This window comes from Acinetobacter sp. V91_7 (assembly GCF_031799075.1).
Classification (GTDB): Bacteria; Pseudomonadota; Gammaproteobacteria; order Pseudomonadales; family Moraxellaceae; genus Acinetobacter; species Acinetobacter calcoaceticus.
The window spans coordinates 462251-485756 of the sequence record NZ_JAVQNT010000043.1 but is presented as its reverse complement, the minus strand read 5'-3'; the positions used below and the strand labels follow the sequence as shown (position 1 = coordinate 485756).

The following is a 23506-nucleotide window of genomic DNA, read 5'->3' as shown; positions in this document are numbered from 1 at the left end:
AGTAAGGTTAGAACTTTATTGGGTGCTCAACTCTTCCACCATAATCATTGATATATACAAAGCTCATATCTGCTAAATTTTTATTTTTTATTTTTATTTTATCTTCGGAAAAAGGGGCAACCATTAAACCTTGTTGTAATAAGTCTATTTTATGGCCTTCACTTCCTTGAAAAATGGAGCTAATAGTCAGGAAAAAGGGTGTTGGGTTCTTTACTACTAGATATTGATCATTCATTTTCCATTGAACTTTCTCACTTAGTTGTGCAATATTTTCTCTTAGATTTATAGGGCGATAAAAAAATTTAATGCGCGAACGAACAGCAAGCTGTAAAAAATTATTAGAAATAGAGATGTTTTGGTCTTGTTGAGTTTTTCCTTCCGGTTTAGGAGGTATATCTAAAACATTAAGCCAAAAAATTGATTCTTGTTGCTGACTTAATTGAGACGTATTAGGCAGAGCTGTAATTCTTAAGGTCTGGCCTTTATTCGCTTCTACTCGTGAAATCGGGGGAGTAATAATGAAGGGCACATTTGCTTCATCAGGAGTCAACTTTGCATTTCCATCATCGATCCAAGCTTGAACAAGAGAGGGAGCTGTACCGTTATTACTCAGTTGCAAAGTGATCTCACGTGCATTTGAAAGATAAATGACACGAGTTCCATGTAAAACAATTTCAGTATGCCCTGTGGTAGTCAGTGCTACCTGTAGACAAACTAATCCCCAAAAAAACTTACGACCACGAAAAAGCATGAGTCATATTCTCAATAATGAATAATAGATAGGAGATAGCTTCTATCTTTAAATAGAAGCTTCAATTTTAATTTTATTGATAAATAATGGTGTATTTTACTTGCGATGTTACCGTACCCGCAGTAGAAGCACCTGTAGCATAGTATTCAGCATAATAGTTAAGGTCAGCATCACCACCTGCCGAAACATTCACCCATTGTGAGTTGGTCTGAGTCGCATTCGTGCCTGTAGCGAGTACAGGGATTACAGCATTATTACTGCTTAGCAACTGGATATTCACGTTTGTTGCGCCGCCTGAAGTTGCTTGGTTTAATAAACGACCAGTATTAAAGTCAACGGTAGCACCCGGTTCAAAATAGGTGGCTACTTTACCAGCCGAAGCACAGTTCGTTAAATTAATTTGAAATGGGGTACGGCCAGCTACATCACCTGCATTTTTTAAGGTTTGAGATGAAACTGTAGGCAGGTTAATTGTTAGATTTTTATCTCCAGTATCAATCGTACAAGTATTATCTGTGACAAGACCATTAATAGTAATTGTGCCATCTGCAGCTTGTGCATTTGTTATATTTAAGAGAGAAACCGCCGCCATAAAAATAAATCTTTTCATAAAATCCCCAAAATAGCCTTTTAAAATAAATTCCATTACTTTTTAGCAAGTTTGTTCTGCTTAAGTAAGGCGAAGAAAATATATCACTTTTCAACCAAAAAACAAGAAAAACATTATATTTATATATATTTTGATTGGTTGTTTTTATTAATAAATATTTGGGAAATATATTTTTTATCAGTTGGTAAAATAATGTGTGATTCATTTTTAAAATAAAATGAAAAAACTCGTAATATTTAAGTAATTGTATTTTATTAAATTAATCTAACTTTAAAGAATTTAAGATGGAAGTTGTCTATATTTTTAACTTAAATTATTGTTTTTTAACAATAAAATTATTTTTAATTTATCTTGTTAATATATTTGTTTTTTTAAGAATTTTTTAAGATTCAATTCCTACTGTTTTAGTTGTAATTTAATAAAAGATAATCTGGAGTTCCGTTCCATGAATAGTATGAAGTATAGCTATAAACCTAATTACTTTTTCTTTGCTCATAAGCTAGTTTTGTTTTTAAAGGATTATCTCATTAAGCATCCAACTGAGCAGGAGACAACATTTAACTTACAAACGATTTATGACATCTTTAGTCATGATCTTGCTTCAAGTACAACTAATCTTGAGGGTATCTTAAATATTGCAGATGAATACGTCTTTGAAACAGAAGAAGGTTTACTTCCATTGATCAGTAAACACTCTGTTAATCTCAAGAATCATGTACTTTCTTTGGAATTTTCACCACAAGCTTTGACAAGCTTATTGTCGGGTCGTTCTTTAATGAACCCTAAAGCAGCTTAGATTCTCTTTTAAGGTAGAGTTAACTCATATAAAATTCATAAAATTTATTTTTAAGAGTTGTTTATGAGTAAAGACTTTAAGGCCTTAACTTATATTGTGGATGATAATATAGCGGATACGGTGACTTGGCTCTTACACCATCAAGATGTTTTTGATTCTTTTAATTTTGATGTATTGAGCCAAGAGTTGTCTGTAACACATGCAGCAGGAAAAGACATTATTCGAGTCGGGACATTTCTTAATGCCACTTATGGAATTTTAGTTACTTCTGTTTAAATAAAAAAGCCCTGAAGAATCAGGGCTTTTTTATTTTACTGCCTTGAGTTATGCGCTCATGGCATTTACTGATAAGTCAGCAACTGTTGGTTTTGGTTTTTCTGCGGTTAAGCCGAGTTTGTTAAACAATGCTTGGTCTTTACCTTCACCTGCATTTGGTGTGGTGAGTAACTTATCACCAGAGAATAATGAGTTTGCACCTGCCATAAATGCTAATGCTTGATCTGAATCACTTAATGACTCACGACCAGCAGATAAACGAATATAGCTATGCGGCATAATAATGCGCGCAACAGCAATAGTGCGGATCCATTCAATTACATCAAGCTTCTCAACATCTGCTAACGGCGTTCCTTCAATTGGAACAAGCATGTTAATTGGCACAGATTCAGGATGAATTGGTAGGGTAGCTAATTCATGTAATAAACCAACACGGTCATCACGGCTTTCGCCTAAACCTACAATGCCGCCGCTACAAACTTTCATGCCAGCTTGGCGAACATAATCTAGGGTATTTAAACGATCATCAAAAGTACGCGTGCTAATGATGTGTGAGTAGTACTCACGAGATGTATCTAGGTTGTGATTGTAATAATCTAAACCAGCAACTTGTAGGCGCTCTGCTTGAGATTGGTTAAGCATGCCTAAAGTCATACAGGTTTCCAAACCTAAAGCTTTTACTTCACGTACCATTTCTAAAACATAAGGCATATCGCGCTCATGTGGGTTACGCCAAGCTGCACCCATACAAAAACGTGAAGAACCTGAATCTTTTGCAGCTTTTGCTTCGCTAATCACTTTTTCTACAGCAATACGTTTTTCTGCTTCTAGTTTTGATTCGTAATGTGCTGATTGTGAGCAGTACTTGCAATCTTCAGGGCATTTACCCGTTTTAATCGATAAAAGGGTGCTGACCTGAATCGCATTGGCAGTGAAGTGCTCGCGATGTACTTGCTGAGCCTTGAAAACTAAATCCAAAAAGGGTTGTTCATATAAAGCTTGGATTTCTTCACGATTCCAATCATTACGTAGAGTCATTGTCATATCCATGATGATGGCATTAATTCACTACACATAATCATACAGAATTCGTATTAAAGCTATAGGGCAAAAAACATCATTTTTTTAATTTCATGACTGAAGTTGATTAAGTTGTTGTTCAATTGCCCAATCAATATGCACGTTGACAATATCATCATGCAAAATCTTGCCATTTTGTAGTTGATCTACAATTTCCTTTGAATAAGGAGCATTTCCTAAACCGATAGCAATATTACGTTTAAAAGATTGATAACCTGTCCGGCGGATTGGGCTGCCTTCCGTATTTGCCAAAAACGTAGCTTCATCCCATTGCCAGATATCGAGTAGGCTGATGCTGTCTAAACCATTTCTAGGATTGAAATCGCTAATGGACGCAGTTTTGGCAAAACTGTTCCAAGGGCAAATTAATTGACAGTCATCACAACCAAAAACTCGGTTACCAATACCGGCACGTAATTCTTCAGCAATAATTCCTTTATATTCGATAGTTAAATATGCGATACAACGCCTTGCATCGAGCATATAAGGTTCAACAATCGCTTGCGTCGGACAAATATCAATACAAGCACTACATGAACCACAATGAGAGGTCGTTGGGCCATCAAAAGGTAAATCGAGTGATGTAAATAGTTCACCCAATACAAAAAAAGAACCTGACTTTTTGTGAATGAGCAAAGTATGTTTACCCGTCCAACCCATTCCAGCACTTTCAGCCAATGATTTTTCAAAAATAGGGGCTGAATCAGCAAAAGGACGTGATTCAAAATCACCAACTTTTTCACGAATTCGTGTGGCTAAAGTTTTCAATCGTCCCCGCATTACTTTATGGTAATCACGGCCGCGTGCATAACGAGCAATAATCGCAGAATTTGGTTCGAAAGGTACATATCGAGGTTTTGGTGACTCGACCAGATAGTTCATGCGAACGCAGATAATACTTTTTGTGCCAGGAACTAATAATGTTGGATCAGCCCGCTTTTCTAGATTTTCTTCTAAATAGGTCATATCTGCATGATAGCCACGTTCAAGATACTCTAAAAAACGCGGCATTTGCTCTTGAGCATCTGGTTTTGCAATGACACAATCAGCAAAACCCAAGTCTAAAGCTTGAGCCTTGATCCATGCTTTTAATTCATGAAGATCAAGTTGTTGCAACGCAATGCGTGATGTATCGGAAGATGTCATAAACCAAAATGCAAAAGGATAATAATATGCAGGCGATAGTTTACCATAGCCATGATATTCAAGCATGGGAGCAACGCTGGTTTGCTGCGCAAAACTCATCATTAGGTTTAATGCAACAAGCGGCTTGGTCAATTGCTCAACAGTTAATTGAACTTTTTAAAGAGCAGTCTATTAAAAATATTGCTGTTTGGTGTGGGCAAGGCAACAATGCTGGTGATGGTTATTTTATAGCAGCTTATTTAAAGCAAGCAGGTTGGAATGTTCAAATCTTTGCATCCGAAGTAGGGGCTTCAGCAGATTTACATCAAGCTGTGCAATTTGCAAAAGATCAACTGGTACAAATTCATCAAGGTTTTGAACTCGCAAAGCATTTTGATTGTCATATTGATGGTTTATTTGGTATTGGTTTAAATCGAGAATTAAACATTCATTGGCAACAGGCTATTCAACAATTTAATGGACAAACGGGCCTAAAAATTTCTGTTGATATACCCAGCGGTTTGCAGGCAAATACAGGATGTACTTTACCTTGTGCAATAAGGGCTGATCATACATTTACAGTTTTAGGACTTAAAGCCGGATTATTTACAGGTCAAGGCAAAGAATACACAGGCGAGCTTCATTTAATTGATTTAATTCCTATAGACCAAGAGCTGAAACCGTTAGCTTATTTAACATCAACAAATATTAAACTTCCTAAGCGTATGGCATTTGGTCATAAAGGGAGTTATGGGCATGTTTTAGTCGTTGGTGGGCATGAACAAATGGGCGGTGCTGTAATTATGGCTGCCGAGGCTGCTTTTCATGCAGGAGCAGGTAAAGTCACGGTGGTTTGTCACCAAAACCATCATCAGGCTATTTTGGCTCGTTCACCAAATATTATGCTCCGTGATATTAATGCCCTAACTGAAAAGTCTATTAAAGATATTTTATTTCAGGTCGATGCAGTGTGTTTTGGGATGGGGTTGGGGCGTGATGATTGGGCAAAGCAGATCTATCTACAATGGTTTAATTTATTAAATCAGAGTGAAGATCTGGAGATTGTTTTAGATGCAGATGCTTTATGGTTTCTAGCAAAACAGCCTCAAAAATTGAATGCACATATTTATCTAACACCCCATCCTGGAGAAGCTGCAACATTGCTTGAGTGTTCTACTACTCAGATTGAGAATGACCGAATTTCTGCGATTTATGCCTTACAACAAAAATATGCAGGGCAGTGGGTGCTTAAAGGAGCGGGTAGTCTGATTTTAGAAGATGCTCTTTATATTTGTACGCAAGGGAATGCTGGTATGGGAACTGGAGGGATGGGCGATGTACTAGCAGGAATGATTGCAAGTCTAAAAGCACAATTCCATAAGGCAATTGCATTACATGAAATTGTTACCCTTCATGCTCAGGCTGGTGACCAACTTGCAAAACAAGGTATGCGTGGTTTACAGGCTTTTGAGATGAATCAGGCAATTACACAAGTCGTGAACTAATAAAGCTTTAACGTCTGCGACTGCTAGAGCGGCTTCGTCCACGTGCCATACCACCTAAGGCATTAAGGACCGACAGTTTGCTCATACTTCCAGATGCATGAGCATGGCAAATTGCTGCTGCTAGTGCATCTGCGGCATCTGCTTGAGGTTTAATGGTCAGGTTAAGTAATCGCATAACCATCATTTGTACTTGTTCTTTGTCTGCGGCTCCATAACCTACAACAGATTGTTTAATTTGGCGCGCAGTATATTCTGCAACTTGTAAATCTAAATTAACCAAAGCGGCTATTGCTGCACCACGTGCTTGACCAAGTTTTAGAGCCGAATCGGGGTTTTGAGCCATAAACACTTGCTCAACGGCAGCTTCAGTTGGACCATGAAATTTAACAATACGTTCAATACCAGCAAAGATACGTTTTAAGCGTTCGGGCATTTCCTTAGTTTCTGTTCGAATAGTACCTGCATCGATAAAACGTAGTTTGCTACCATCTTTTTCTATGATTCCATAACCTGTTAAGCGTGAACCAGGGTCAATCCCAATAATCAAAGACATGCGAAGGCTTACATAAATAATTTAAAGCTATTGTTACATACCAAAATATGATCTGCATGAGTTATTTAAGCAAGTCACTTATGAATGGTTATTTTTCGTTTTTAAATAGATTCAATTTGGGTTACTACAAAGAAGATTTTTCAAGATTTCAAAAAAAGATAATATTCTTTGATAATTGACAATATTCTAGTTTAGTGGAATATTTATCTATAATTTTGGAAGCGAAGTTTGTGGGCGTATGGAAGATATTAATATTCGCATTGCACAGCAAGTACGTGAACTGCGTTTAGCTCGTGGATATACCCTGGATGTTCTTGCTACACGATGTCAGGTGAGCCGTTCTGCTATTTCATTAATTGAAAGAGGTGAGGCCAGCCCAACAGCGGTTGTCCTTGAAAAGCTAGCAAATGGTTTAGATGTACCTTTGACTCAACTCTTCGCTAACCCGCAAGGTAATCAATCACCTCAGCCTATTGTTCGGCGTAGTCAACAATCACAATGGAAAGACCCGGAAACTGGCTATATTCGCCGTCAAATTTCACCTCCAGATTGGAAGTCTCCATTTCAGATTGTTGAAATTGAATTTCCCCCTCACTCACGAATTACTTATGAAATTAGTGAAACCTCTAAGGTAGTACAACAGCAACTTTGGGTAGTTGAAGGGAAAATTGATATTCAATTAGGTGAATCTTCTTATGCTTTAAGCACAGGGGATTGTTTGGCAATGCAACTCAACCAACCCGTTATATACAGTAATAATTCATCTCAAGTTGCACGCTATATTTTAGTCGTCTCTAGTCAACTCGTCTCTGCTGTTAAGGAATCTTTATGACCTTTTCCCTCAATTCCAATTTTCGTTTAATTGATTGTAATGAAGCAGAACATTCCGTGGCTATATTAGAGATTCTGAATGAAGCAATTATCAATTCTACCGCTCTATATGACTATTTCCCGCGCTCTGAAGAGTCGATGAAAAACTGGTTCTCGGTTAAAAGACAAAATAGTTTTCCCGTCATTGGTATTGTTGATGAGACTGACAAGTTATTGGGTTTTGCGAGCTGGGGAACCTTTAGGGCTTTTCCTGCCTATAAATATACCGTTGAACATAGTATTTATATTCATCATGAACATCGTGGTAGCGGACTAAGCAAAATTTTAATGCAAGAGTTGATTCAGCGAGCTCAAGAGGCCGAGTTACATGTATTGATTGGTTGTATTGATGCGACCAATCAGGCAAGCATAGGTTTACATGAAAAAATGGGCTTTATTCACGCAGGCACTTTTAAACAAGTCGGTTTTAAGTTTGGGGAATGGCTTGATGCTGCTTTTTATCAGTTAAATTTGAGCACACCATTTCATCCAATCGATGGATAAATAAAAACTTCACATTTCAAAAATCAGGATAATAGCCCAGTCTATGATTGGGCTATAGAGTTCAACTTATAAAATACCCAGTTGTTCTAAGCCTTTATAAGCAATTTCTTTGCGAATAGAGCTAGGAGTTCCTTTTTTCATTTCTAAATTAAGTGAAAATGCCACAATTTCTCCTTGTGGTTGAACGACCCAGCCTGTTAACCAACCAACTTGCGGTTCAACATCCCATCCCCAACCACTTTTGGCATAAATTTTACTTCCATTTTTTTCCTCTATGAACACCATCGATTGAACTTGTTCTTGTACATTTTTGCTAAATGGAAGAGTTTTATGGGCTAATTGATAAGCAAATTGGGTTTCTTGTTGAGGTGTAATTTTTAGAGGGCCAACAAGCCAAAAATCATCTACTTTTGAGCCAATGTTAGCATTACCAAAACCAATTCGTTTCACCTCTTTGGACATAATATCTAGACCAATTCGTCGGGCTAATTCTTGGTAAACTGGAATTGCAGAAGCTTTCATGGCATCACCCAGTGTCATGTCCTTTTCCCAGTCAGGAAATAAACGTTTTTGCCCATTCCATTTAAATACTTCAGTTGTAGTTGCCTTATGATGTTCAAGTCCAATTAAAGCATTTAACATTTTAAAGGTAGAGGCGGGAACATAGTCGGTTGATGCTCTTTTAAGATCATTTCCATAAATTTCTTCTGTTTGCCCTCGCTTAATCACCAAAACACCCGTGGTCTGTGCTTGATCAAACAGTGATTTAATTTCTTCTGAATTTTTATTGGCAGAAATAGAATATATTTGATGTTGTTTTACTGAATTAGAAGAACAGGCGGATAAAAATAGGATACTTGTTGCAACGATAAGGGCTTTTTTATACATAATCTGACTAAGTTTAATTTGAAGTATTGCTAATTAATTTAACTTGAATAGGACTGTCTTTAGATAGCTAAAATGTAAGTTATCTAGTAAGGTTGATATATCGGTATTACTTTTAAAGTCCTCTAAAAGTAACACATAAACAAAGGAATGCTCCTAACTTTGCTAAGCAAATAAGACTTTATTTGACTAAAGAAGTTCTTTTTTGAACGAATTCTCACTTAAATAAAGTAAAAAATTAAAATCTGATTGAAGTGGCACTTGATAAACCTGATACAGCACTCATTAATAATAAAGCATGTTTGTTTTTATCGAGTTAAAATCAAATGTACTCCAGTATTGCAGACTCTTGCCGGTGCGATAGTTTTTGTTAATTTTTAGAAATTAGGCAGAACAATCAGAGCTAAGAGGAATGCTTAATCCTTATTTGCAACTTAGATAAGGTTAGGTCAAATAAAACTGCAATGAATTTTCTTTTTGAGATAGATAAAGTTTTACATGAATTTACTTCTTATTGTAGTTCTGGGCGCGATTGTTGAAATTGCCGTATGGATTGGCGTAGCACAGTTCATCAGTGGATGGTATGTGTTCTTTTGGTTCATTATTGCTTTCTTTATTGGTTTGGGGCTTATTCGCAGAAGTACTGCCGGTATTATGCCTCAATTACAGCAAATGCAGATGACAGGCCAGCTAGGTAGTGATCCAACAGTAACTAAAAAACTTGCTTATGCTTTTGCAGGTTTCTTATTAATGTTGCCGGGTCTTGTATCAGATGTTTTGGCTGTTTTAATTTTGATTCCTGGTGTTCAAACCGCATTTCGTAATGTAGCGATGAGAACTCTTGCAAAACGCCAACAAGCCATGATGAATAAAATGATGGGTGGTATGGGCGGTAATGCTTCGGGACAAAACCCATTTGCTGATTTAATGCGTCAAATGCAAGATATGCAGAACCAGCAGGGTGGTGGTCAAGGCCAATACCATGATTCAAACATCATTGATGGTGAAGCGCGAGATGTTACTCCAGACCACAAAAAAATAGAGCATAAAAATAAAGATTAATAAGTGTGTTCTGAATATGAAAAAGCTTAAACCTCATGGGTTTAAGCTTTTTTTATTTTTAAATAATTATTTATTTTGGCAATCCGAAGTCGATGAATCAATATCATCCATTTCTAATTTAGTTTCTTCATGTGGTTTCGACTGCGGTTGATATTTATTTGAAGGTAGAGCGGTTTGCTTGTTTTCAGATTGTTGATAACCTCGACTTCGGTTGGCTCTTTCGCGAAAGCCACCCTTATTAATGAGCTGTGTATCTGACATGCATTGACCTAAAATGTGAGATTATTCGCTTATTTTAGCAAATTTGGCAAAATATCAAAATAAGAAAAATAGTGCCAAAAAAATAATATTTAACTTATCTTTTTGTATTTTAAAAATATTTTTTAATTGACTCAATTGTTCATTCAGATTGAATTATCTTTTCATTTCACATAGGATAAATATAAAGGATGTATAAATTAAAAATGCAGCAAACCTATTAAAAAAACAACGGTTGAAATGAGGGAAGGAGGGTTACCTATGCTATATCAATACCATTGTGCGTGTTGCGACAAAGTTGTGGCATCAACTGATAAATCATGTCCATATTGTGGTTCGCAACATATTCGAAGCCCGTATGGTTTGTGGATGTTTTGTGTGATGGCTTGTCTAGCAGTTGTCATTGTATTTAAAGTTGTCCATATATATGTACAGAACCATCAAGATACTCCGACGCAGTCAACATTACTTGATGTATTAAATCAGGATGATAAAACCACAAGACAATAAATTTTGATCAGAGCTATAAATGATATGGCATCAAGGATGGTTGCTAGAAGAGTAAACCCTACATATTATGAAATTTGAACTATAAAAAAGCCCGCTCATTGGCGGGCTTTTTTATGACTTTGTATTAGAGGCCAGCAGCATCTTTAAGAGCTTCAACTTTATCAGTTTTTTCCCATGTAAATGCAGTATCTGATCCTTCGCGACCAAAGTGACCATAAGCCGCAGTTTGTTTATACATTGGCTGAATAAGATCCAGCATACGAGTAATACCAAACGGTCTTAAATCGAAATGATCACGTACGAGTTGAATAATCAACTCATCAGAAACTTTTGCTGTACCAAAAGTATTAATTGAAATTGAAGTAGGTTCTGCTACACCAATTGCGTAACTCACCTGAATTTCACATTTGTCAGCAAGACCAGCTGCTACAATATTTTTTGCAACATAACGGCCTGCATATGCAGCAGAACGGTCAACTTTAGATGGATCTTTACCAGAGAAAGCACCACCGCCGTGACGAGCCATACCACCGTAGGTATCAACAATAATTTTACGGCCTGTTAAACCACAGTCGCCTACAGGACCGCCAATAACGAACATACCTGTTGGGTTAATATGGAATTTAGTCGCAGCGTGGAACATTTCAGCAGGAATGATCGGCTTGATAATTTCCTCAATGATCGCTTCTTTAAGCTGGCTTTGAGTAATTTCAGGATCATGTTGAGTAGACAAAACGACTGCATCTAGACGTACAGGTTTGCCATTTTCATATGCAAAAGTAACTTGGCTTTTTGCATCTGGGCGTAACCATGGAAGTGCGCCTGAGCGACGAAGTTCAGCTTGACGTTCCATTAAACGGTGAGCATAAGAAATCGGAGCAGGCATTAACACATCTGTTTCACGGCTTGCATAACCGAACATCAAACCTTGGTCACCGGCACCTTGATCTTCAGGTTTTTGACGGTCTACACCTTGTGCAATCTCTGGTGATTGTTTACCAATCATATTGATTACAGCACATGTTGATCCATCAAAGCCAAGATCAGAGTGGTGGTATCCAATACCGTTAACGGTATTACGAACAACAGCTTCAACATCAATATTAGCAGTCGTTGTTACTTCACCAGCAAGTACAACAGCGCCTGTTTTTACCAGTGTTTCACAAGCAACACGTGCGTATGGGTCTTCTTTTAAGATTGCATCCAAAATAGCGTCGCTAATTTGGTCGGCCATTTTATCAGGATGACCTTCGCTTACAGATTCCGAGGTAAAAACAGCGTACTCGCGCATGAAAGTCCTATCTTGGTTATTTCAAAAGACATAATATGTTACATCGACTTGAGCTTGAGGACCAGTTCATACTGACCAAAAAGCATGAATTTGTTTCATTTATACTGTGTTTTAATTGATAAGTGTATTAGTAAAATTGATATAAAGAGTATTTATTTAAAGTATTGGTATTTTAATAATTTGTTGTTAGTACGTTTTTTAGACATATGGTTTAACAAAAAGATGATGTCTTACAAGTTGGATTTTAAAGAAAAGAAACATGATCGATCTAGATAGAGATTTCACAATATTTTATCTATATATCAAAGTCTAATAGAACTGCCTGCTCGTATAGGGGAGCAGTATTTAAAAAAATGAGCACTGTTTTGTATAACTTAAAGGTTCAAATGTTTTTTGTGTAACCAAGAAACGGTTAAAAATAAAGAAATATACTATGTTGGGGTTTACCCTCAGCCTTTTTTTTAAGACAATATAGCGGCATTGAATTGTTATTCATCTTCTTCTTTTCATCAATCTATTAAAATTGGATTCTGATCTTATGGCGACCCCTTTAAACGAACGTCGTATTGCAAATGCAATTCGTGTATTGGCAATGGATGCTGTGCAACAGGCAAACTCAGGGCATCCTGGTGCTCCAATGGGGATGGCAGATATTGCTGACGTCGTCTGGCGCGAGTTTTTAAATCACAACCCAACTAATCCACAATGGGCAAACCGCGACCGTTTCGTTTTATCAAACGGCCATGGCTCAATGTTGCAATACGCTTTGCTTCATTTAACAGGTTATGATCTTTCAATTGAAGATTTAAAACAGTTCCGTCAATTACATTCAAAAACTCCTGGTCACCCTGAATATGGTTATGCACCAGGTATCGAAACAACGACTGGTCCTTTAGGTCAAGGTATTGCTAATGCTGTTGGTTTTGCATTGGCAGAAAAGACTTTAGCTGCCCAGTTCAATAAAGATGATTTAAACGTTGTAGATCATTTTACTTACTGTTTCTTGGGCGATGGCTGTTTAATGGAAGGTATTTCTCACGAAGTATGTTCTTTAGCAGGTACTTTACAACTTGGTAAATTGATTGCTTATTATGATGATAATGGCATTTCAATTGATGGTGAAGTAGAAGGCTGGTTCAGCGATGATACAGAAGAGCGTTTTAAAGCCTATGGTTGGCAAGTTCTTCGTGTAGATGGTCATGATGCTGATGCGATTCGTCAAGCAACAATCGAAGCAAAAGCTGAAACTCAAAAACCAACCATTATTATGTGTAAAACCATTATTGGTTTAGGTTCACCAAATAAGCAGGGTAAAGAAGACTGTCATGGTGCGCCATTAGGTAAAGATGAGATTACTTTAACTCGTGAAGCATTAGGCTGGAAAGAAGAAGCATTCGTTATTCCTACTGATGTATATGCTGCATGGGACGCGAAAGCAAAAGGTACTGAATCTGAAGCAGCTTGGGATGCGGTATTTGCACAGTATCAAGCAAAATATCCAACTGAAGCAGCTGAGTTACTTCGTCGTATTAGCGGTGACTTACCAGCTGAATTTGCAGCGCAAGCAGATGCATTCATTCGTGAAACAAATGCGAAAGGCGAGACAATCGCAACACGTAAAGCAAGCCAAAACACATTACAAGCATTTGGTCCTTTATTGCCTGAATTGCTAGGTGGTTCTGCTGACTTAGCGGGTTCTAACTTAACGCTTTGGAAAGGTTGCCAAGGTATTCAAGAGAACCCAGCTGGTAACTACGTATATTATGGCGTACGTGAGTTCGGTATGACTGCAATTGCCAATGGCGTTGCATTACATGGTGGTTTTGTTCCTTACGTTGCAACATTCTTAATGTTTATGGAATATGCGCGTAATGCAGTACGTATGTCTGCATTGATGAAACAACGTGTAATTCATGTTTATACACATGACTCAATTGGTTTGGGTGAAGATGGTCCAACTCATCAACCAATCGAACAAATTGCTTCTTTACGCGGTACACCTAACCTAAATACATGGCGTCCTGCTGATACTGTAGAAACTGCTACTGCATGGAAATCTGCTTTAGAGCGTAAAGATGGCCCTACAGCACTCATTTTCTCTCGTCAAAACTTACCATTCCAAACACGTTCTGAAGAACAAATTCAAAATGTTGCAAAAGGTGGTTATGTTCTTGCTCAAGAAAAAGGCGAATTAAAAGCAATTATTATTGCAACTGGTTCTGAAATTTCTTTAGCAATGGAAGCTTATGCTCAACTTGACGGTGTGCGTGTAGTTTCTATGCCATGTGCAGAAGAATTTATGAAACAAGACGCTGCATATCGTGAAGCTGTATTACCAGCTCATATCCGTGCGCGTGTTGCAGTTGAAGCAGCTCATGTTGACTACTGGTGGAAGTTTGTTGGTCTTGATGGCAAAGTAATTGGTATGACAACTTATGGTGAATCTGCACCAGCAAAAGATTTGTTCCAATTCTTTGGTATTACAACTGAAGCTGTTGTTGCAGCAGTAAAAGAATTAACTGCTTAAATATTAAAGTAGTGTAAAAAAGCGCTCCATAGGGAGCGCTTTTTTTATATCTGAAAGGTTAAATGCTAAGTTCGGTTTGAATATTAATTTGAGAAGTGAGTAACTTATGAATGGGGCAGTTCTCGGCAACTTTTAATAAACGCTTGTGTTGATCTTCACTGAATTCACCTTTGAGCGTGATTTTGCGTTCAATATTATTTTGGCCTTTCTCTGGTTCACCATTTGGGTTTAATACTAAATCAACTTGAACATGATCAAGCTTAATACCTTTAAGATTCGCATACATCTCTAGTGTGATGGTGGTACAAGCGCCTAAAGCAGATAGTAAGATTTGAACTGGGTTTGGAGCAGTATCTAGACCACCTTTGTCTGTAGGCTCATCAGCAAACCATTGGTGACCCGAAGGATCGGTCAGAGTTACTCGATATGGAGTGGAAGTACTTTGTGCTTGAGCAGTATTAGCCATGTTTTACCTTGTTATTGATCAATAAAGTCGAAGTAAAAACGAATTAATTTGAGAGTTCGGAAACGGTATGACAACACCGATATCTTATAATATTGTTTTTAAATAATAACTGTAACGCTTTTATTGTTGCATGGATGAAACATATCGTTTTATAAAGAATAGTGAATTAAATTACTTGATGTATACACTAACGACTATATCAATAAAGGATACGAAAAATGCATCTTAAAACACTAAGCTTTGGTTTGGCAGTAGCATTGGCTAGTTCAGTTACTTTAGCTGCGCCAGTGGACTACAAAATTGATCCTACACATACAGCTACTGTTTTCTCGTGGAATCACTTTGGTTTCTCTACTCCAAGCGCTAATTTCTCGGATATCCAAGGTGTAATTAAAGTTGATAATGCTAAACCAGCAAACTCATCTGTAAATGTGACTATTCCTTTAAGCAGTGTAAATACAAACGTTCCTGCTTTGGATAAAGAGTTCCAAGAAGAAGCTTGGTTTAATGCTGCTAAATATCCAAACATTACGTTTAAAAGTACTAAAGTTGAAACTAAAGACAAAAAGCACTTTAAAATTACTGGTGACTTAACTGTTAAAGGTGTAACTAAGCCTGTTGTACTTGATGCTGTTTTAAACAAGCAAGGCGAACACCCAATGGCAAAAGTTCCAGCGATTGGTTTTAATGCTACAACTTCATTCAAGCGTTCTGACTTTGGTCTAGGAAACTATGTGCCTAATGTTGGTGATAAAATCACTGTAAACATTACGACTGAAGCAAAAGTTGATAAAAAATAAGTTTTAAGTTTTCTAAAAGCTCTCATATTTGAGGGCTTTTTTATTAAATTGGTTCTTTTTTATCTGGATCTATAAACACTAAGGGGACTGAAGGATCAATATTCCTTTTTTCAGATTTTTCTCTAAGAAATTGATAAGTAGGGACCTTCATTTTTGCCTGATCACGCAATTTCTTTTTAATATAAAGAACAAGAGCAAAACATGTCGTTGCAACTGTGAGCATCATCCCATTCATATAGCTCATGATTGAACTTACATAACCTATGGTCGTTAATCGATGCATCATACGTTCAACTTGGGTACTACTTTCGATTCCGGTAATTGCCCAACTACATAAATGTTCACAGTTATTAATAATTAGATGGTAGTGGTTTTCATGCATACGTGAACGCATTCGGCGCACGACAGCTCTTCCTTTATAGCGTGGCGTGTCATAAGAGCGAATGTGTATTTTTTTGCCATGCGAAAATGCATCTATTGAGGTAATTTCAATGGGGCGTTTTTTGATGAAATGCGCTAAGCCTGAATAATGGATAACTCGACCTCTCCCTGCGTATATACCATGATGGCTATAGCCGAGATGCTTTACGATGAGATGAGCCCCCAAAGGGTAGCGCTTATTCGGTTGTTGCATGCTTACGCTGATCCAATAAAGTGTAAATGGCTTTTATTGAAAAGCTGCTAACCATTATAACCAATATAGAAATTTTCGAGTGTATTGATTACGTCGAATGGATGAGTTTGGTACATATCCAATTATAATTGTGTTTATTGTATCTAATTTAAAGATTTAATATGAAGAAAAAATGTCATGTCTGGTGGTATTAAATGAAATGGTTGATGTGGTGCTTAACTATATATGGGCTTTTGATTCAGTCTGTCTATGCGATAGAACACCAGCAAGTTAAAACAGCGGAAGGCGACCAATATGATGTGGTTTCAATTAGCAATTTAAAACAGTTACGGTTGTTTCTTAAGAATTCTAATAATCAGCAGTATCACAAAAGCTTTAACAATGTTCAGGAACATTTAAAGCAATGTGAGCGACTTTCTTTCGCAATGAATGCAGGGATGTTCCATCCGGGATTTTCTCCAGTAGGGCTGTATGTTGAAAAAGCTAAGGTGATTCAGCCACTAAATAAAAGTAAAGGATTTGGAAATTTCTTTTTGCAGCCTAATGGGGTGTTAAGTTGGAATAAAAAGCAGGCCTTCATTTTAACAACGCAGCAATACAGTCGCCGAGATTTCAACGTTGATTATGCGACACAATCTGGCCCGATGTTAGTGATAGATGGAAAGATAAATTCCCTTTTTTTACCAGATTCTCAATCAAATAAAATTCGTAATGGAGTCGGTATTCGAAATAATAAACTCTACTTTGTAATATCGAAGAATAGTGTGAGTTTCTACAAGTTTGCTCAGTTCTTTCAAAGAAATCTTAAGGTAGAGCAGGCTTTATATCTTGATGGTTCTATTTCTAGTTTATATGTTCAAAAAGACAAGCGTAATGATCAACAATTTGAAATGGGACCAATTGTTGGTTGGGTAGATCAGACAGAGTGTAGATTAAAGTGAAATATAAAAAAGCCAGTACAAGACTGGCTTTTTAATTAATGGATAGATGGTTTTTGAGTGAGTTCATTCAACTCTTTTCGGCTATAACCACGGGAAATAAGAACTTTCTTTATTCCCTTAATGACATCTTCATCTGTTGCTAGTGCAAGAGCACTTAGAAGTTGTTCATTTGTTTTACATGAGCAGTCATTTTCAACACAAGCAGTTTGGTTTTTATGCTCGTTATGCTGTTGATCTGCTAAGAACAGCTTTTGCCAAAAACTCATAGAGCCTTCATATACAATCTAACATAGCTCGAAATATAGCCAATTTAAAATAAAATACAAGTCTCTATAAGTGATAAATCCACCAATTGAACTCGAGAATTTTCGATAGGAATGCGTGAGTTAAACGAAATTATGACGGATAGATGACTTGATATTTTTTGAAAATTTAAGTACTTAAACAAAAAATCATTAAAAAATAAGGAGGTATGTAACCTCCTTTGATTTTAAATTTACAATGAAAGATTTTGTTTAAATCTTCTCAAGTAACACACCCGATTCCACATGATGGGTATATGGGAACTGATCGAATAATACAAACTTGGTAATACGATGAGTTAAACCTAATATTTTTAGGTTCTCATACAGTGTATCGGGGTTACATGAAATGTAGATAATCCGTTCAAAACCTTGTAAAAGTTTTAAAGTTTCATCATCAATCCCTGCGCGCGGGGGATCAACAAATACGGTATCAAAGTCATAACTTTGGATATCAATATTCGCTTCTTGTAAGCGGCGGAATTCGCGCTCACCCTGATAGGCTTGAGTAAATTCTTCAGCTGAAAGACGGGCTACTTGAATATTATCAATCTGGTTTTGCTCGATGTTCCATTGAGCAGCATAAACGGAAGATTTTGCAAGTTCTGTTGCTAGAACACGTTCAAACTTTAAAGAAAGAGGAAGAGTAAAGTTACCATTACCACAATAAAGTTCTAGTAAGTGTTTTTTCGATCCTTCAGCTGCATCACACGCCCATTGCAGCATTTTTTTGCAAACTTGTGCGTTCGGCTGAGTAAAGCTACTTTCGATTTGTTTGTATTTAAATGAACGATTTAAAAGTTCAAATTCTTCTACGACAAAGTCATCGCCAATAATAATTTTTTGACCACGACTACGACCCATAATCTTAATGTCTAACTTCTCAGCAAGCGCTTTAGCTGCTTGTTCCCATTCCTGATCTAGTTTACGGTGATAGATTAATGTAACTAACATTTCCCCGCTAAGTGTTGCAAGAAAATCAGCTTCAAATAAACGGCTCGAAAGTTTAGGTTCTGCTTTGAGTTCTTCCAAAAGTTTTGGCATTAAATCATTAATGCTTTGGTCTGCAATGGGGAATTCATCAATGCGTAAAACGGTTTTTTGTTTGTCATCATCGTTACGTTCAAACATGGCATAGAACATGTCATTTTCTGTATGCCAGATACGAAACTCAGCACGCATACGGAAATGTTGTTCAGGTGACTCAAACACTTCTAATGTAGGTGGAGTAAATTCAGAAAATTGGGCAGTAATGCGGTCAATTTTAGTTTGAAGTTGTTGATGATAAGAAGAGGTCATAGACAAAGAAAATTTAGACAGAATCAAATAGTGAATGGTATCAAAAAAAACGGAGTTACAGGAGCCAATTTTAGCTAGATATCAATAAGGATGACTGTCGTTAAAATTATGGATGTTTCAAAATGCGAGTAATAAAATCTGATTTTATTGTTCTATATTGATCGTGATCTAAATGACTACACTGTAATTTTAATTGATTATATTCATCGACCAGTGCTGGAGAAGCGGTAAGCTTATTTCTAAATGTTAAGAAAAATGTGAACTTTGAACCTGTAGCTACAATTTGAAAAGCAACATCATCGTTATTGAGTGACTCAAGCATACAAAGTTCATGTGTTTTTAGCGTATTTTGCTTTTCTATAAAGTTAAGAGTTTTTAACCCTTCAATTGCAACTTCAAACTGCTCAGGCTTAACTTCAATATAAATATCTAAATCACCCTTTGAAATTGCATTCGGTATTGAAGATGAACCAATATGCTCAATTCTGGCAAATGGTAGTAGTGTTGAAATATCTTTTTGATATGAATTAAAAAGCTGAGCGCATTTTTTTTGATATTGTTCTGGTTCTAAAAAGATCATTATTAGAATCTCGAATTGATAAAGTTTATATATTTAAGAAAAGATTACTTTATTAAATAAAAAAGCCCAAATGCTAGATTTGGGCTTTTTTAGAAACTTACGTATTAATCAGACATTGTCATTAAGCTTGCATTACCACCAGCAGCAGCTGTATTCACACTAATTGCACGTTCAATTACTAAACGTTCAAGTGGAATAGTCTCATTTGGCTCAACATGTGTAATACCCACAATTGCACCAGAACGAGTAGCAACTTCTTGCTGTAATGAGAAGATTTCTTCGCGGTTACCATGATGTAAAACTGCATCAAAATCATCTGAACTGATGTTTTTAATCGTGGAAATTGCAGCAAGCACATCCTTTGGCAATGTTTGTTTATATTTTGCCAATAATGGACTATTAGGCATTACCGCAGCTTGGCTACCAACTGCAAAAATTGCGAGCAATTGATGCAACTGATTTTGTTCTGTGTCAGCGATTGAAAGAACACGTTGACGTGGCAAAATAATATATTGGTTACTTTCCCCAGTAGGGCCTTGTAACTCATAGAATTTACCAACACCAAATGGTTCAATTTCGCGATTTTCTTGCGGTAAATGTTGTTTCGCCCAATTTTGTAAGCTCTGATAAACTTCACGGTTAAAGCCTTCAAAAGCAGTTTGTTCATTTTTCATGGCAAACGGGGTTGCCAATACTTTATTTGAACAATGTTGCATTAAGCGATACATGTAAAGCGGACCACCAGCTTTTGGACCTGTCCCAGATAAACCTTCACCACCGAATGGTTGAACACCAACAACAGCACCAACAATATTTCGGTTGATATAAAGGTTACCAACTTCAGCATGTTGAATCACTGTTTGGATCGTTTGATCAATACGGGTGTGTAAACCCATTGTTAAACCATAACCTTTGGCATTAATTCGCGAGATGAGTTGCTCAAGCTCGCCATACTTATAGGTAATGATGTGTAAAACTGGACCAAAGACTTCACGTTGTAAATCATCAAGGTTAGGTAACTCAATTGCTGTTGGTACAACAAAAGTTCCTTTATCTAATTCATTCTGGCTCGTTGCACCAAACATTAGCTGATGTACCGGATAGCCTTTAGACTTCATTTTTTGGATGTGCTGATCAATCGTCTGTTTTGCTTCAACATCAATAACAGGACCAATGTCAGTTTTTAAAATGGCAGGGTTACCTACGCTCAACTGTTGCATTGCACCTTTAAGCATTTTAATAACGGTTGCAGCACTGTCTTCTTGTACACATAAAATACGTAAAGCAGAACAACGTTGACCAGCGCTATCAAAAGCTGAACTTACAACATCAAGTACGACTTGTTCAGTTAAAGCTGATGAGTCCACAATCATTGCATTTTGACCACCAGTTTCTGCAATGAGAGGAATTGACTGTCCATTTTCAGATAAACGTTTTGCAACAGTCTTCTGTAAAATTTTTGCAACTTCAGTCGAACCTGTAAACATGATGCCATCGATACGGCTATCTTGGCTGAGTTGAGCTCCAACTGTTTCACCACGACCTGGCAATAACTGCACAGCGCCATGAGGGATACCAGCTTCCCATAAAATTTGCACTGCTTGAGCTGCAATTAATGGAGTCTGTTCGGCAGGTTTAGCAATAACACAGTTACCGCTGACTAATGCAGCCGCGATTTGGCCTGAGAAAATCGCAAGAGGGAAGTTCCATGGGCTAATGCAAAGTACAGTACCTAAAGGCTGAATGATTGTATTAGCTGGAAGGTTCTCAACTTGAGTTGCGTAGTAACGTAAGAAATCTACAGCTTCACGAACTTCAGCAATCGCATTGGCATAGGTTTTACCACTTTCACGGCAAAGCAATACCATTAACTCTTCAATACGGCTTTCCATCAGGTCAGCTGCACGTTTTAAGTATTGAGCACGTTGATCTTTAGGAGTATTAGCCCATTCAGACTGAGCTTGTTCAGCTGCATTAAGTGCAACTTCTACATGCTTTAGATCAGCTTCTTGTACATGCCCAACAATTTCATCATTTTGTGCTGGGTTTGTAATTGCAACAGAATGACCTTGTTCTAAAGAACCATTATCTGCCAATAATGGATAGCTTTGCCAAATACGACTACGCAGTTGTTGAGCTGTCTGATCTAATGCTTCAAGTGGAGCATCATTAGCTAAATCATATCCTTTAGAGTTTTTACGGAGCGAACCATACATGTCTAAAGGTAACGGAATAGATGGGTGTTTTAAGCCAACTGAACCTTCAAGTTTAGCTGCATTGCGAATATCGTAAATTGGAGACTGAATCAGATCTTCAACTTTAAGTGTTTTATCGGCAATACGGTTAACAAATGAAGTATTTGCACCATTTTCAAGTAAACGGCGAACTAAGTAAGCCAACAAAGTTTCATGGTTACCAACAGGAGCATAAATACGGCATGGTACGCCTAATTTATTTTGCTCACGTGGGCCAACAACTTGTTCATAAAGTGGCTCACCCATACCATGTAGGCATTGGAACTCATATTGACCAGCATAATATTTGCTTGGATCAGCTAAATGATAAATCGTTGCTAACGTTTGAGCATTATGAGTTGCAAATTGCGGATAGATGAACTCTGGTGCTGCAAGTAATTTTTTAGCACAAGCGATATAAGATAAATCAGTATGCACCTTACGAGTGAAGACAGGATAGTCATCCATACCTTCGATTTGTGCTTTCTTGATTTCGCTATCCCAATACGCACCTTTCACAAGACGGATCATGAGGCGCTTTTGGCTGCGCTTAGCAAGATCGATAATATAATCAACCACGAAGAAACAGCGTTTTTGGTACGCTTGAATAACGAAGCCAATGCCTTTCCAGTTTGCAAGTTCTGGTTCGAAGCAAAGACGTTCAAGTAATTCAAGAGAAATTTCTAAACGTTCTGATTCTTCTGCATCGATATTTAAACCGATGTTGTATTGTTTTGCTAAAAGAGCGAGTTCGAATACTTTGCCATAAAGTTCTTGATGAACACGTTCAATTTGCGCGCGTTGATAGCGAGGGTGTAAAGCAGAAAGCTTAATTGAGATACCTGGGCCATCATAAACGCCTTTACCGTTAGACGCTTTGCCAATTGCATGGATGGCTTGTGTATAATCATTGAAGTAACGTTCAGCATCATGTTCGGTTAGAGCAGCTTCACCCAACATGTCGTAAGAATAGCGGAAACCTTTGTCTTCAAGTACTTTTGCATGGTCTACAGCTTCTTCAATGGTTTCACCAGTAACAAACTGTTCACCCATCATACGCATTGCAACATCGACTGCTTTACGAATAATGCCACGGCCACTACGTGCTAAAAGGCCAGTAAGTACACTTGAAAGACTAGTTTGCTTTGGAGTTTCCATCAGCTTACCAGTTAGCATAAGGCCCCATGCAGCAGCATTTACAAACATTAAGCTGCTTTGGCCAACGTGTTCTTTCCAGTTGCCTTGATTGATTTTATCTCGAATAAGCAAATCACGCGTTGCTGAGTCTGGAATACGAAGCAAAGCTTCAGCAAGACACATGAGTGCCACGCCTTCTTGTGAAGAAAGGGAGAATTCTTGTAGTAACCCTTGAACAATACCTGCTTTACCCGAAGAGGTTTTACGTTCACGTAAGTTATGGGCAAGATTAAAGGCAAGGTCATAAATTTTATGATCTAACTCATCAGATACCGCGGCAGCTTGTAATAGCTCTTCTACAGCTTCTGGTTCAGCACGACGCCAAGCTGTGTTAATGCGTTGTTCAAACTCACTTTTATCGTTGAATTCGGTGATATAGCCTTGGTGAGATTTATCCATTTGATGAAAAGTATCCATTGTATTCATATCTGTTTCCGCCAACTAGCTCTC

Annotated in this window: 24 protein-coding genes; 10 read left to right on the top strand and 14 right to left on the bottom strand. The window is 37.4% G+C overall.

Annotated features, from left to right (window positions below; genetic code table 11):
- Positions 1 to 7: 7 nt before the first annotated feature.
- Entirely contained in the window at positions 8 to 751 is a 744-nt protein-coding gene (locus RMB03_RS17205) for a fimbria/pilus periplasmic chaperone (protein ID WP_311077026.1), read from the bottom strand.
- 73 nt (positions 752 to 824) lie between these two features.
- The gene (locus RMB03_RS17200) at positions 825 to 1397 is read right to left on the bottom strand and encodes a fimbrial protein (protein ID WP_311077025.1); all 573 of its coding nucleotides are present in this window, start codon (positions 1395 to 1397) and stop codon (positions 825 to 827) included.
- Positions 1398 to 1806: 409 nt separating this feature from the next.
- Here RMB03_RS17200 and RMB03_RS17195 point away from each other — a divergent pair, with 409 nt between their 5' ends.
- Both RMB03_RS17195 and RMB03_RS17190 read left to right on the top strand, forming a co-directional pair.
- Entirely contained in the window at positions 1807 to 2157 is a 351-nt protein-coding gene (locus tag RMB03_RS17195) for a hypothetical protein (RefSeq protein WP_311077024.1), read from the top strand.
- Between the two features lie 63 nt (positions 2158 to 2220).
- The gene (locus tag RMB03_RS17190) at positions 2221 to 2433 is read left to right on the top strand and encodes a hypothetical protein (protein WP_003651378.1); all 213 of its coding nucleotides are present in this window, start codon (positions 2221 to 2223) and stop codon (positions 2431 to 2433) included.
- A gap of 48 nt (positions 2434 to 2481) precedes the next feature.
- On the opposite strand, the gene bioB is transcribed toward RMB03_RS17190, so the two are convergent.
- The gene (bioB, locus tag RMB03_RS17185) at positions 2482 to 3471 is read right to left on the bottom strand and encodes a biotin synthase BioB (protein WP_004642579.1); all 990 of its coding nucleotides are present in this window, start codon (positions 3469 to 3471) and stop codon (positions 2482 to 2484) included.
- Positions 3472 to 3564: 93 nt separating this feature from the next.
- The gene (gene queG, locus RMB03_RS17180; protein ID WP_311077167.1) at positions 3565 to 4659 is read right to left on the bottom strand and encodes a tRNA epoxyqueuosine(34) reductase QueG; all 1095 of its coding nucleotides are present in this window, start codon (positions 4657 to 4659) and stop codon (positions 3565 to 3567) included.
- A 26-nt stretch (positions 4660 to 4685) separates the two neighbouring features.
- Between queG and RMB03_RS17175 the strand changes: the two genes are divergently transcribed.
- Positions 4686 to 6143 (top strand): NAD(P)H-hydrate dehydratase, encoded by a 1458-nt coding sequence (locus RMB03_RS17175; RefSeq protein WP_311077023.1) that lies wholly within the window; start codon positions 4686 to 4688, stop codon positions 6141 to 6143.
- A gap of 7 nt (positions 6144 to 6150) precedes the next feature.
- Here RMB03_RS17175 and ruvC read toward each other — a convergent pair whose 3' ends face one another.
- Positions 6151 to 6696: a crossover junction endodeoxyribonuclease RuvC gene (gene ruvC / locus RMB03_RS17170; protein ID WP_003651385.1), complete on the bottom strand. Its 546-nt coding sequence runs from the start codon at positions 6694 to 6696 to the stop codon at positions 6151 to 6153.
- A gap of 238 nt (positions 6697 to 6934) precedes the next feature.
- Between ruvC and RMB03_RS17165 the strand changes: the two genes are divergently transcribed.
- Both RMB03_RS17165 and RMB03_RS17160 read left to right on the top strand, forming a co-directional pair.
- Positions 6935 to 7528: a helix-turn-helix domain-containing protein gene (locus RMB03_RS17165; protein WP_311077022.1), complete on the top strand. Its 594-nt coding sequence runs from the start codon at positions 6935 to 6937 to the stop codon at positions 7526 to 7528.
- Positions 7525 to 8070 carry an N-acetyltransferase family protein gene (locus tag RMB03_RS17160; protein ID WP_311077021.1) on the top strand — a complete coding sequence of 182 codons (546 nt, stop codon included), beginning with the start codon at positions 7525 to 7527 and terminating at the stop codon, positions 8068 to 8070. The genes RMB03_RS17165 and RMB03_RS17160 overlap by 4 nt, the downstream gene beginning before the upstream one ends.
- A gap of 66 nt (positions 8071 to 8136) precedes the next feature.
- On the opposite strand, the gene blaOXA is transcribed toward RMB03_RS17160, so the two are convergent.
- Positions 8137 to 8958 (bottom strand): OXA-213 family carbapenem-hydrolyzing class D beta-lactamase, encoded by an 822-nt coding sequence (gene blaOXA / locus RMB03_RS17155; protein ID WP_311077020.1) that lies wholly within the window; start codon positions 8956 to 8958, stop codon positions 8137 to 8139.
- A 495-nt stretch (positions 8959 to 9453) separates the two neighbouring features.
- Between blaOXA and RMB03_RS17150 the strand changes: the two genes are divergently transcribed.
- Positions 9454 to 10017: an FxsA family protein gene (locus RMB03_RS17150; RefSeq protein WP_151744081.1), complete on the top strand. Its 564-nt coding sequence runs from the start codon at positions 9454 to 9456 to the stop codon at positions 10015 to 10017.
- 66 nt (positions 10018 to 10083) lie between these two features.
- Here the strand turns inward: RMB03_RS17150 and RMB03_RS17145 are convergent, their stop codons facing one another.
- Complete coding sequence (locus tag RMB03_RS17145) at positions 10084 to 10278, bottom strand: hypothetical protein (RefSeq protein WP_151744080.1); 195 nt, start codon at positions 10276 to 10278, stop codon at positions 10084 to 10086.
- Positions 10279 to 10536: 258 nt separating this feature from the next.
- Between RMB03_RS17145 and RMB03_RS17140 the strand changes: the two genes are divergently transcribed.
- Entirely contained in the window at positions 10537 to 10785 is a 249-nt protein-coding gene (locus tag RMB03_RS17140) for a hypothetical protein (RefSeq protein WP_198078646.1), read from the top strand.
- Between the two features lie 124 nt (positions 10786 to 10909).
- On the opposite strand, the gene metK is transcribed toward RMB03_RS17140, so the two are convergent.
- Positions 10910 to 12076: a methionine adenosyltransferase gene (gene metK, locus RMB03_RS17135; protein ID WP_016138342.1), complete on the bottom strand. Its 1167-nt coding sequence runs from the start codon at positions 12074 to 12076 to the stop codon at positions 10910 to 10912.
- Between the two features lie 538 nt (positions 12077 to 12614).
- On the opposite strand from metK, the gene tkt reads away from it, so the two are divergent.
- Positions 12615 to 14603 (top strand): transketolase, encoded by a 1989-nt coding sequence (tkt, locus tag RMB03_RS17130; RefSeq protein ID WP_311077019.1) that lies wholly within the window; start codon positions 12615 to 12617, stop codon positions 14601 to 14603.
- Between the two features lie 58 nt (positions 14604 to 14661).
- On the opposite strand, the gene RMB03_RS17125 is transcribed toward tkt, so the two are convergent.
- A complete protein-coding gene (locus RMB03_RS17125) occupies positions 14662 to 15069 on the bottom strand; it encodes an OsmC family protein (RefSeq protein ID WP_045432773.1) in 408 nt (135 codons plus the stop codon).
- Between the two features lie 218 nt (positions 15070 to 15287).
- On the opposite strand from RMB03_RS17125, the gene RMB03_RS17120 reads away from it, so the two are divergent.
- Positions 15288 to 15869 carry a YceI family protein gene (locus RMB03_RS17120; protein WP_005041161.1) on the top strand — a complete coding sequence of 194 codons (582 nt, stop codon included), beginning with the start codon at positions 15288 to 15290 and terminating at the stop codon, positions 15867 to 15869.
- Between the two features lie 43 nt (positions 15870 to 15912).
- Here RMB03_RS17120 and RMB03_RS17115 read toward each other — a convergent pair whose 3' ends face one another.
- Complete coding sequence (locus RMB03_RS17115; RefSeq protein WP_311077018.1) at positions 15913 to 16503, bottom strand: lecithin retinol acyltransferase family protein; 591 nt, start codon at positions 16501 to 16503, stop codon at positions 15913 to 15915.
- Positions 16504 to 16697: 194 nt separating this feature from the next.
- Between RMB03_RS17115 and RMB03_RS17110 the strand changes: the two genes are divergently transcribed.
- Positions 16698 to 17444: a phosphodiester glycosidase family protein gene (locus RMB03_RS17110; RefSeq protein ID WP_311077017.1), complete on the top strand. Its 747-nt coding sequence runs from the start codon at positions 16698 to 16700 to the stop codon at positions 17442 to 17444.
- Between the two features lie 35 nt (positions 17445 to 17479).
- On the opposite strand, the gene RMB03_RS17105 is transcribed toward RMB03_RS17110, so the two are convergent.
- The 4 genes from RMB03_RS17105 to putA form a co-directional block, all read right to left on the bottom strand.
- Positions 17480 to 17710: a hypothetical protein gene (locus RMB03_RS17105; protein WP_003651412.1), complete on the bottom strand. Its 231-nt coding sequence runs from the start codon at positions 17708 to 17710 to the stop codon at positions 17480 to 17482.
- A gap of 249 nt (positions 17711 to 17959) precedes the next feature.
- On the bottom strand, positions 17960 to 19045 hold the full coding sequence (gene trmA / locus RMB03_RS17100) for a tRNA (uridine(54)-C5)-methyltransferase TrmA (protein ID WP_311077016.1): 1086 nt from the start codon (positions 19043 to 19045) through the stop codon (positions 17960 to 17962).
- A 106-nt stretch (positions 19046 to 19151) separates the two neighbouring features.
- Positions 19152 to 19625 (bottom strand): GrpB family protein, encoded by a 474-nt coding sequence (locus tag RMB03_RS17095; RefSeq protein ID WP_311077015.1) that lies wholly within the window; start codon positions 19623 to 19625, stop codon positions 19152 to 19154.
- 104 nt (positions 19626 to 19729) lie between these two features.
- Complete coding sequence (gene putA / locus RMB03_RS17090; protein ID WP_311077014.1) at positions 19730 to 23482, bottom strand: trifunctional transcriptional regulator/proline dehydrogenase/L-glutamate gamma-semialdehyde dehydrogenase; 3753 nt, start codon at positions 23480 to 23482, stop codon at positions 19730 to 19732.
- Positions 23483 to 23506 lie beyond the last annotated feature (24 nt).

What these genes read in the sequence shown, in the direction of transcription:
- RMB03_RS17205 (WP_311077026.1), bottom strand. Translation starts at nt 751, where the DNA reads ATGCTTTTTCGTGGTCGTAAGTTTTTTTGGGGATTAGTTTGTCTACAG.
- RMB03_RS17200 (WP_311077025.1), bottom strand. Translation starts at nt 1,397, where the DNA reads ATGGAATTTATTTTAAAAGGCTATTTTGGGGATTTTATGAAAAGATTT.
- RMB03_RS17195 (WP_311077024.1), top strand. Translation starts at nt 1,807, where the DNA reads ATGAATAGTATGAAGTATAGCTATAAACCTAATTACTTTTTCTTTGCT.
- RMB03_RS17190 (WP_003651378.1), top strand. Translation starts at nt 2,221, where the DNA reads ATGAGTAAAGACTTTAAGGCCTTAACTTATATTGTGGATGATAATATA.
- bioB (WP_004642579.1), bottom strand. Translation starts at nt 3,471, where the DNA reads ATGACTCTACGTAATGATTGGAATCGTGAAGAAATCCAAGCTTTATAT.
- queG (WP_311077167.1), bottom strand. Translation starts at nt 4,659, where the DNA reads ATGACATCTTCCGATACATCACGCATTGCGTTGCAACAACTTGATCTT.
- RMB03_RS17175 (WP_311077023.1), top strand. Translation starts at nt 4,686, where the DNA reads ATGCAGGCGATAGTTTACCATAGCCATGATATTCAAGCATGGGAGCAA.
- ruvC (WP_003651385.1), bottom strand. Translation starts at nt 6,696, where the DNA reads ATGTCTTTGATTATTGGGATTGACCCTGGTTCACGCTTAACAGGTTAT.
- RMB03_RS17165 (WP_311077022.1), top strand. Translation starts at nt 6,935, where the DNA reads ATGGAAGATATTAATATTCGCATTGCACAGCAAGTACGTGAACTGCGT.
- RMB03_RS17160 (WP_311077021.1), top strand. Translation starts at nt 7,525, where the DNA reads ATGACCTTTTCCCTCAATTCCAATTTTCGTTTAATTGATTGTAATGAA.
- blaOXA (WP_311077020.1), bottom strand. Translation starts at nt 8,958, where the DNA reads ATGTATAAAAAAGCCCTTATCGTTGCAACAAGTATCCTATTTTTATCC.
- RMB03_RS17150 (WP_151744081.1), top strand. Translation starts at nt 9,454, where the DNA reads ATGAATTTACTTCTTATTGTAGTTCTGGGCGCGATTGTTGAAATTGCC.
- RMB03_RS17145 (WP_151744080.1), bottom strand. Translation starts at nt 10,278, where the DNA reads ATGTCAGATACACAGCTCATTAATAAGGGTGGCTTTCGCGAAAGAGCC.
- RMB03_RS17140 (WP_198078646.1), top strand. Translation starts at nt 10,537, where the DNA reads ATGCTATATCAATACCATTGTGCGTGTTGCGACAAAGTTGTGGCATCA.
- metK (WP_016138342.1), bottom strand. Translation starts at nt 12,076, where the DNA reads ATGCGCGAGTACGCTGTTTTTACCTCGGAATCTGTAAGCGAAGGTCAT.
- tkt (WP_311077019.1), top strand. Translation starts at nt 12,615, where the DNA reads ATGGCGACCCCTTTAAACGAACGTCGTATTGCAAATGCAATTCGTGTA.
- RMB03_RS17125 (WP_045432773.1), bottom strand. Translation starts at nt 15,069, where the DNA reads ATGGCTAATACTGCTCAAGCACAAAGTACTTCCACTCCATATCGAGTA.
- RMB03_RS17120 (WP_005041161.1), top strand. Translation starts at nt 15,288, where the DNA reads ATGCATCTTAAAACACTAAGCTTTGGTTTGGCAGTAGCATTGGCTAGT.
- RMB03_RS17115 (WP_311077018.1), bottom strand. Translation starts at nt 16,503, where the DNA reads ATGCAACAACCGAATAAGCGCTACCCTTTGGGGGCTCATCTCATCGTA.
- RMB03_RS17110 (WP_311077017.1), top strand. Translation starts at nt 16,698, where the DNA reads ATGAAATGGTTGATGTGGTGCTTAACTATATATGGGCTTTTGATTCAG.
- RMB03_RS17105 (WP_003651412.1), bottom strand. Translation starts at nt 17,710, where the DNA reads ATGAGTTTTTGGCAAAAGCTGTTCTTAGCAGATCAACAGCATAACGAG.
- trmA (WP_311077016.1), bottom strand. Translation starts at nt 19,045, where the DNA reads ATGACCTCTTCTTATCATCAACAACTTCAAACTAAAATTGACCGCATT.
- RMB03_RS17095 (WP_311077015.1), bottom strand. Translation starts at nt 19,625, where the DNA reads ATGATCTTTTTAGAACCAGAACAATATCAAAAAAAATGCGCTCAGCTT.
- putA (WP_311077014.1), bottom strand. Translation starts at nt 23,482, where the DNA reads ATGAATACAATGGATACTTTTCATCAAATGGATAAATCTCACCAAGGC.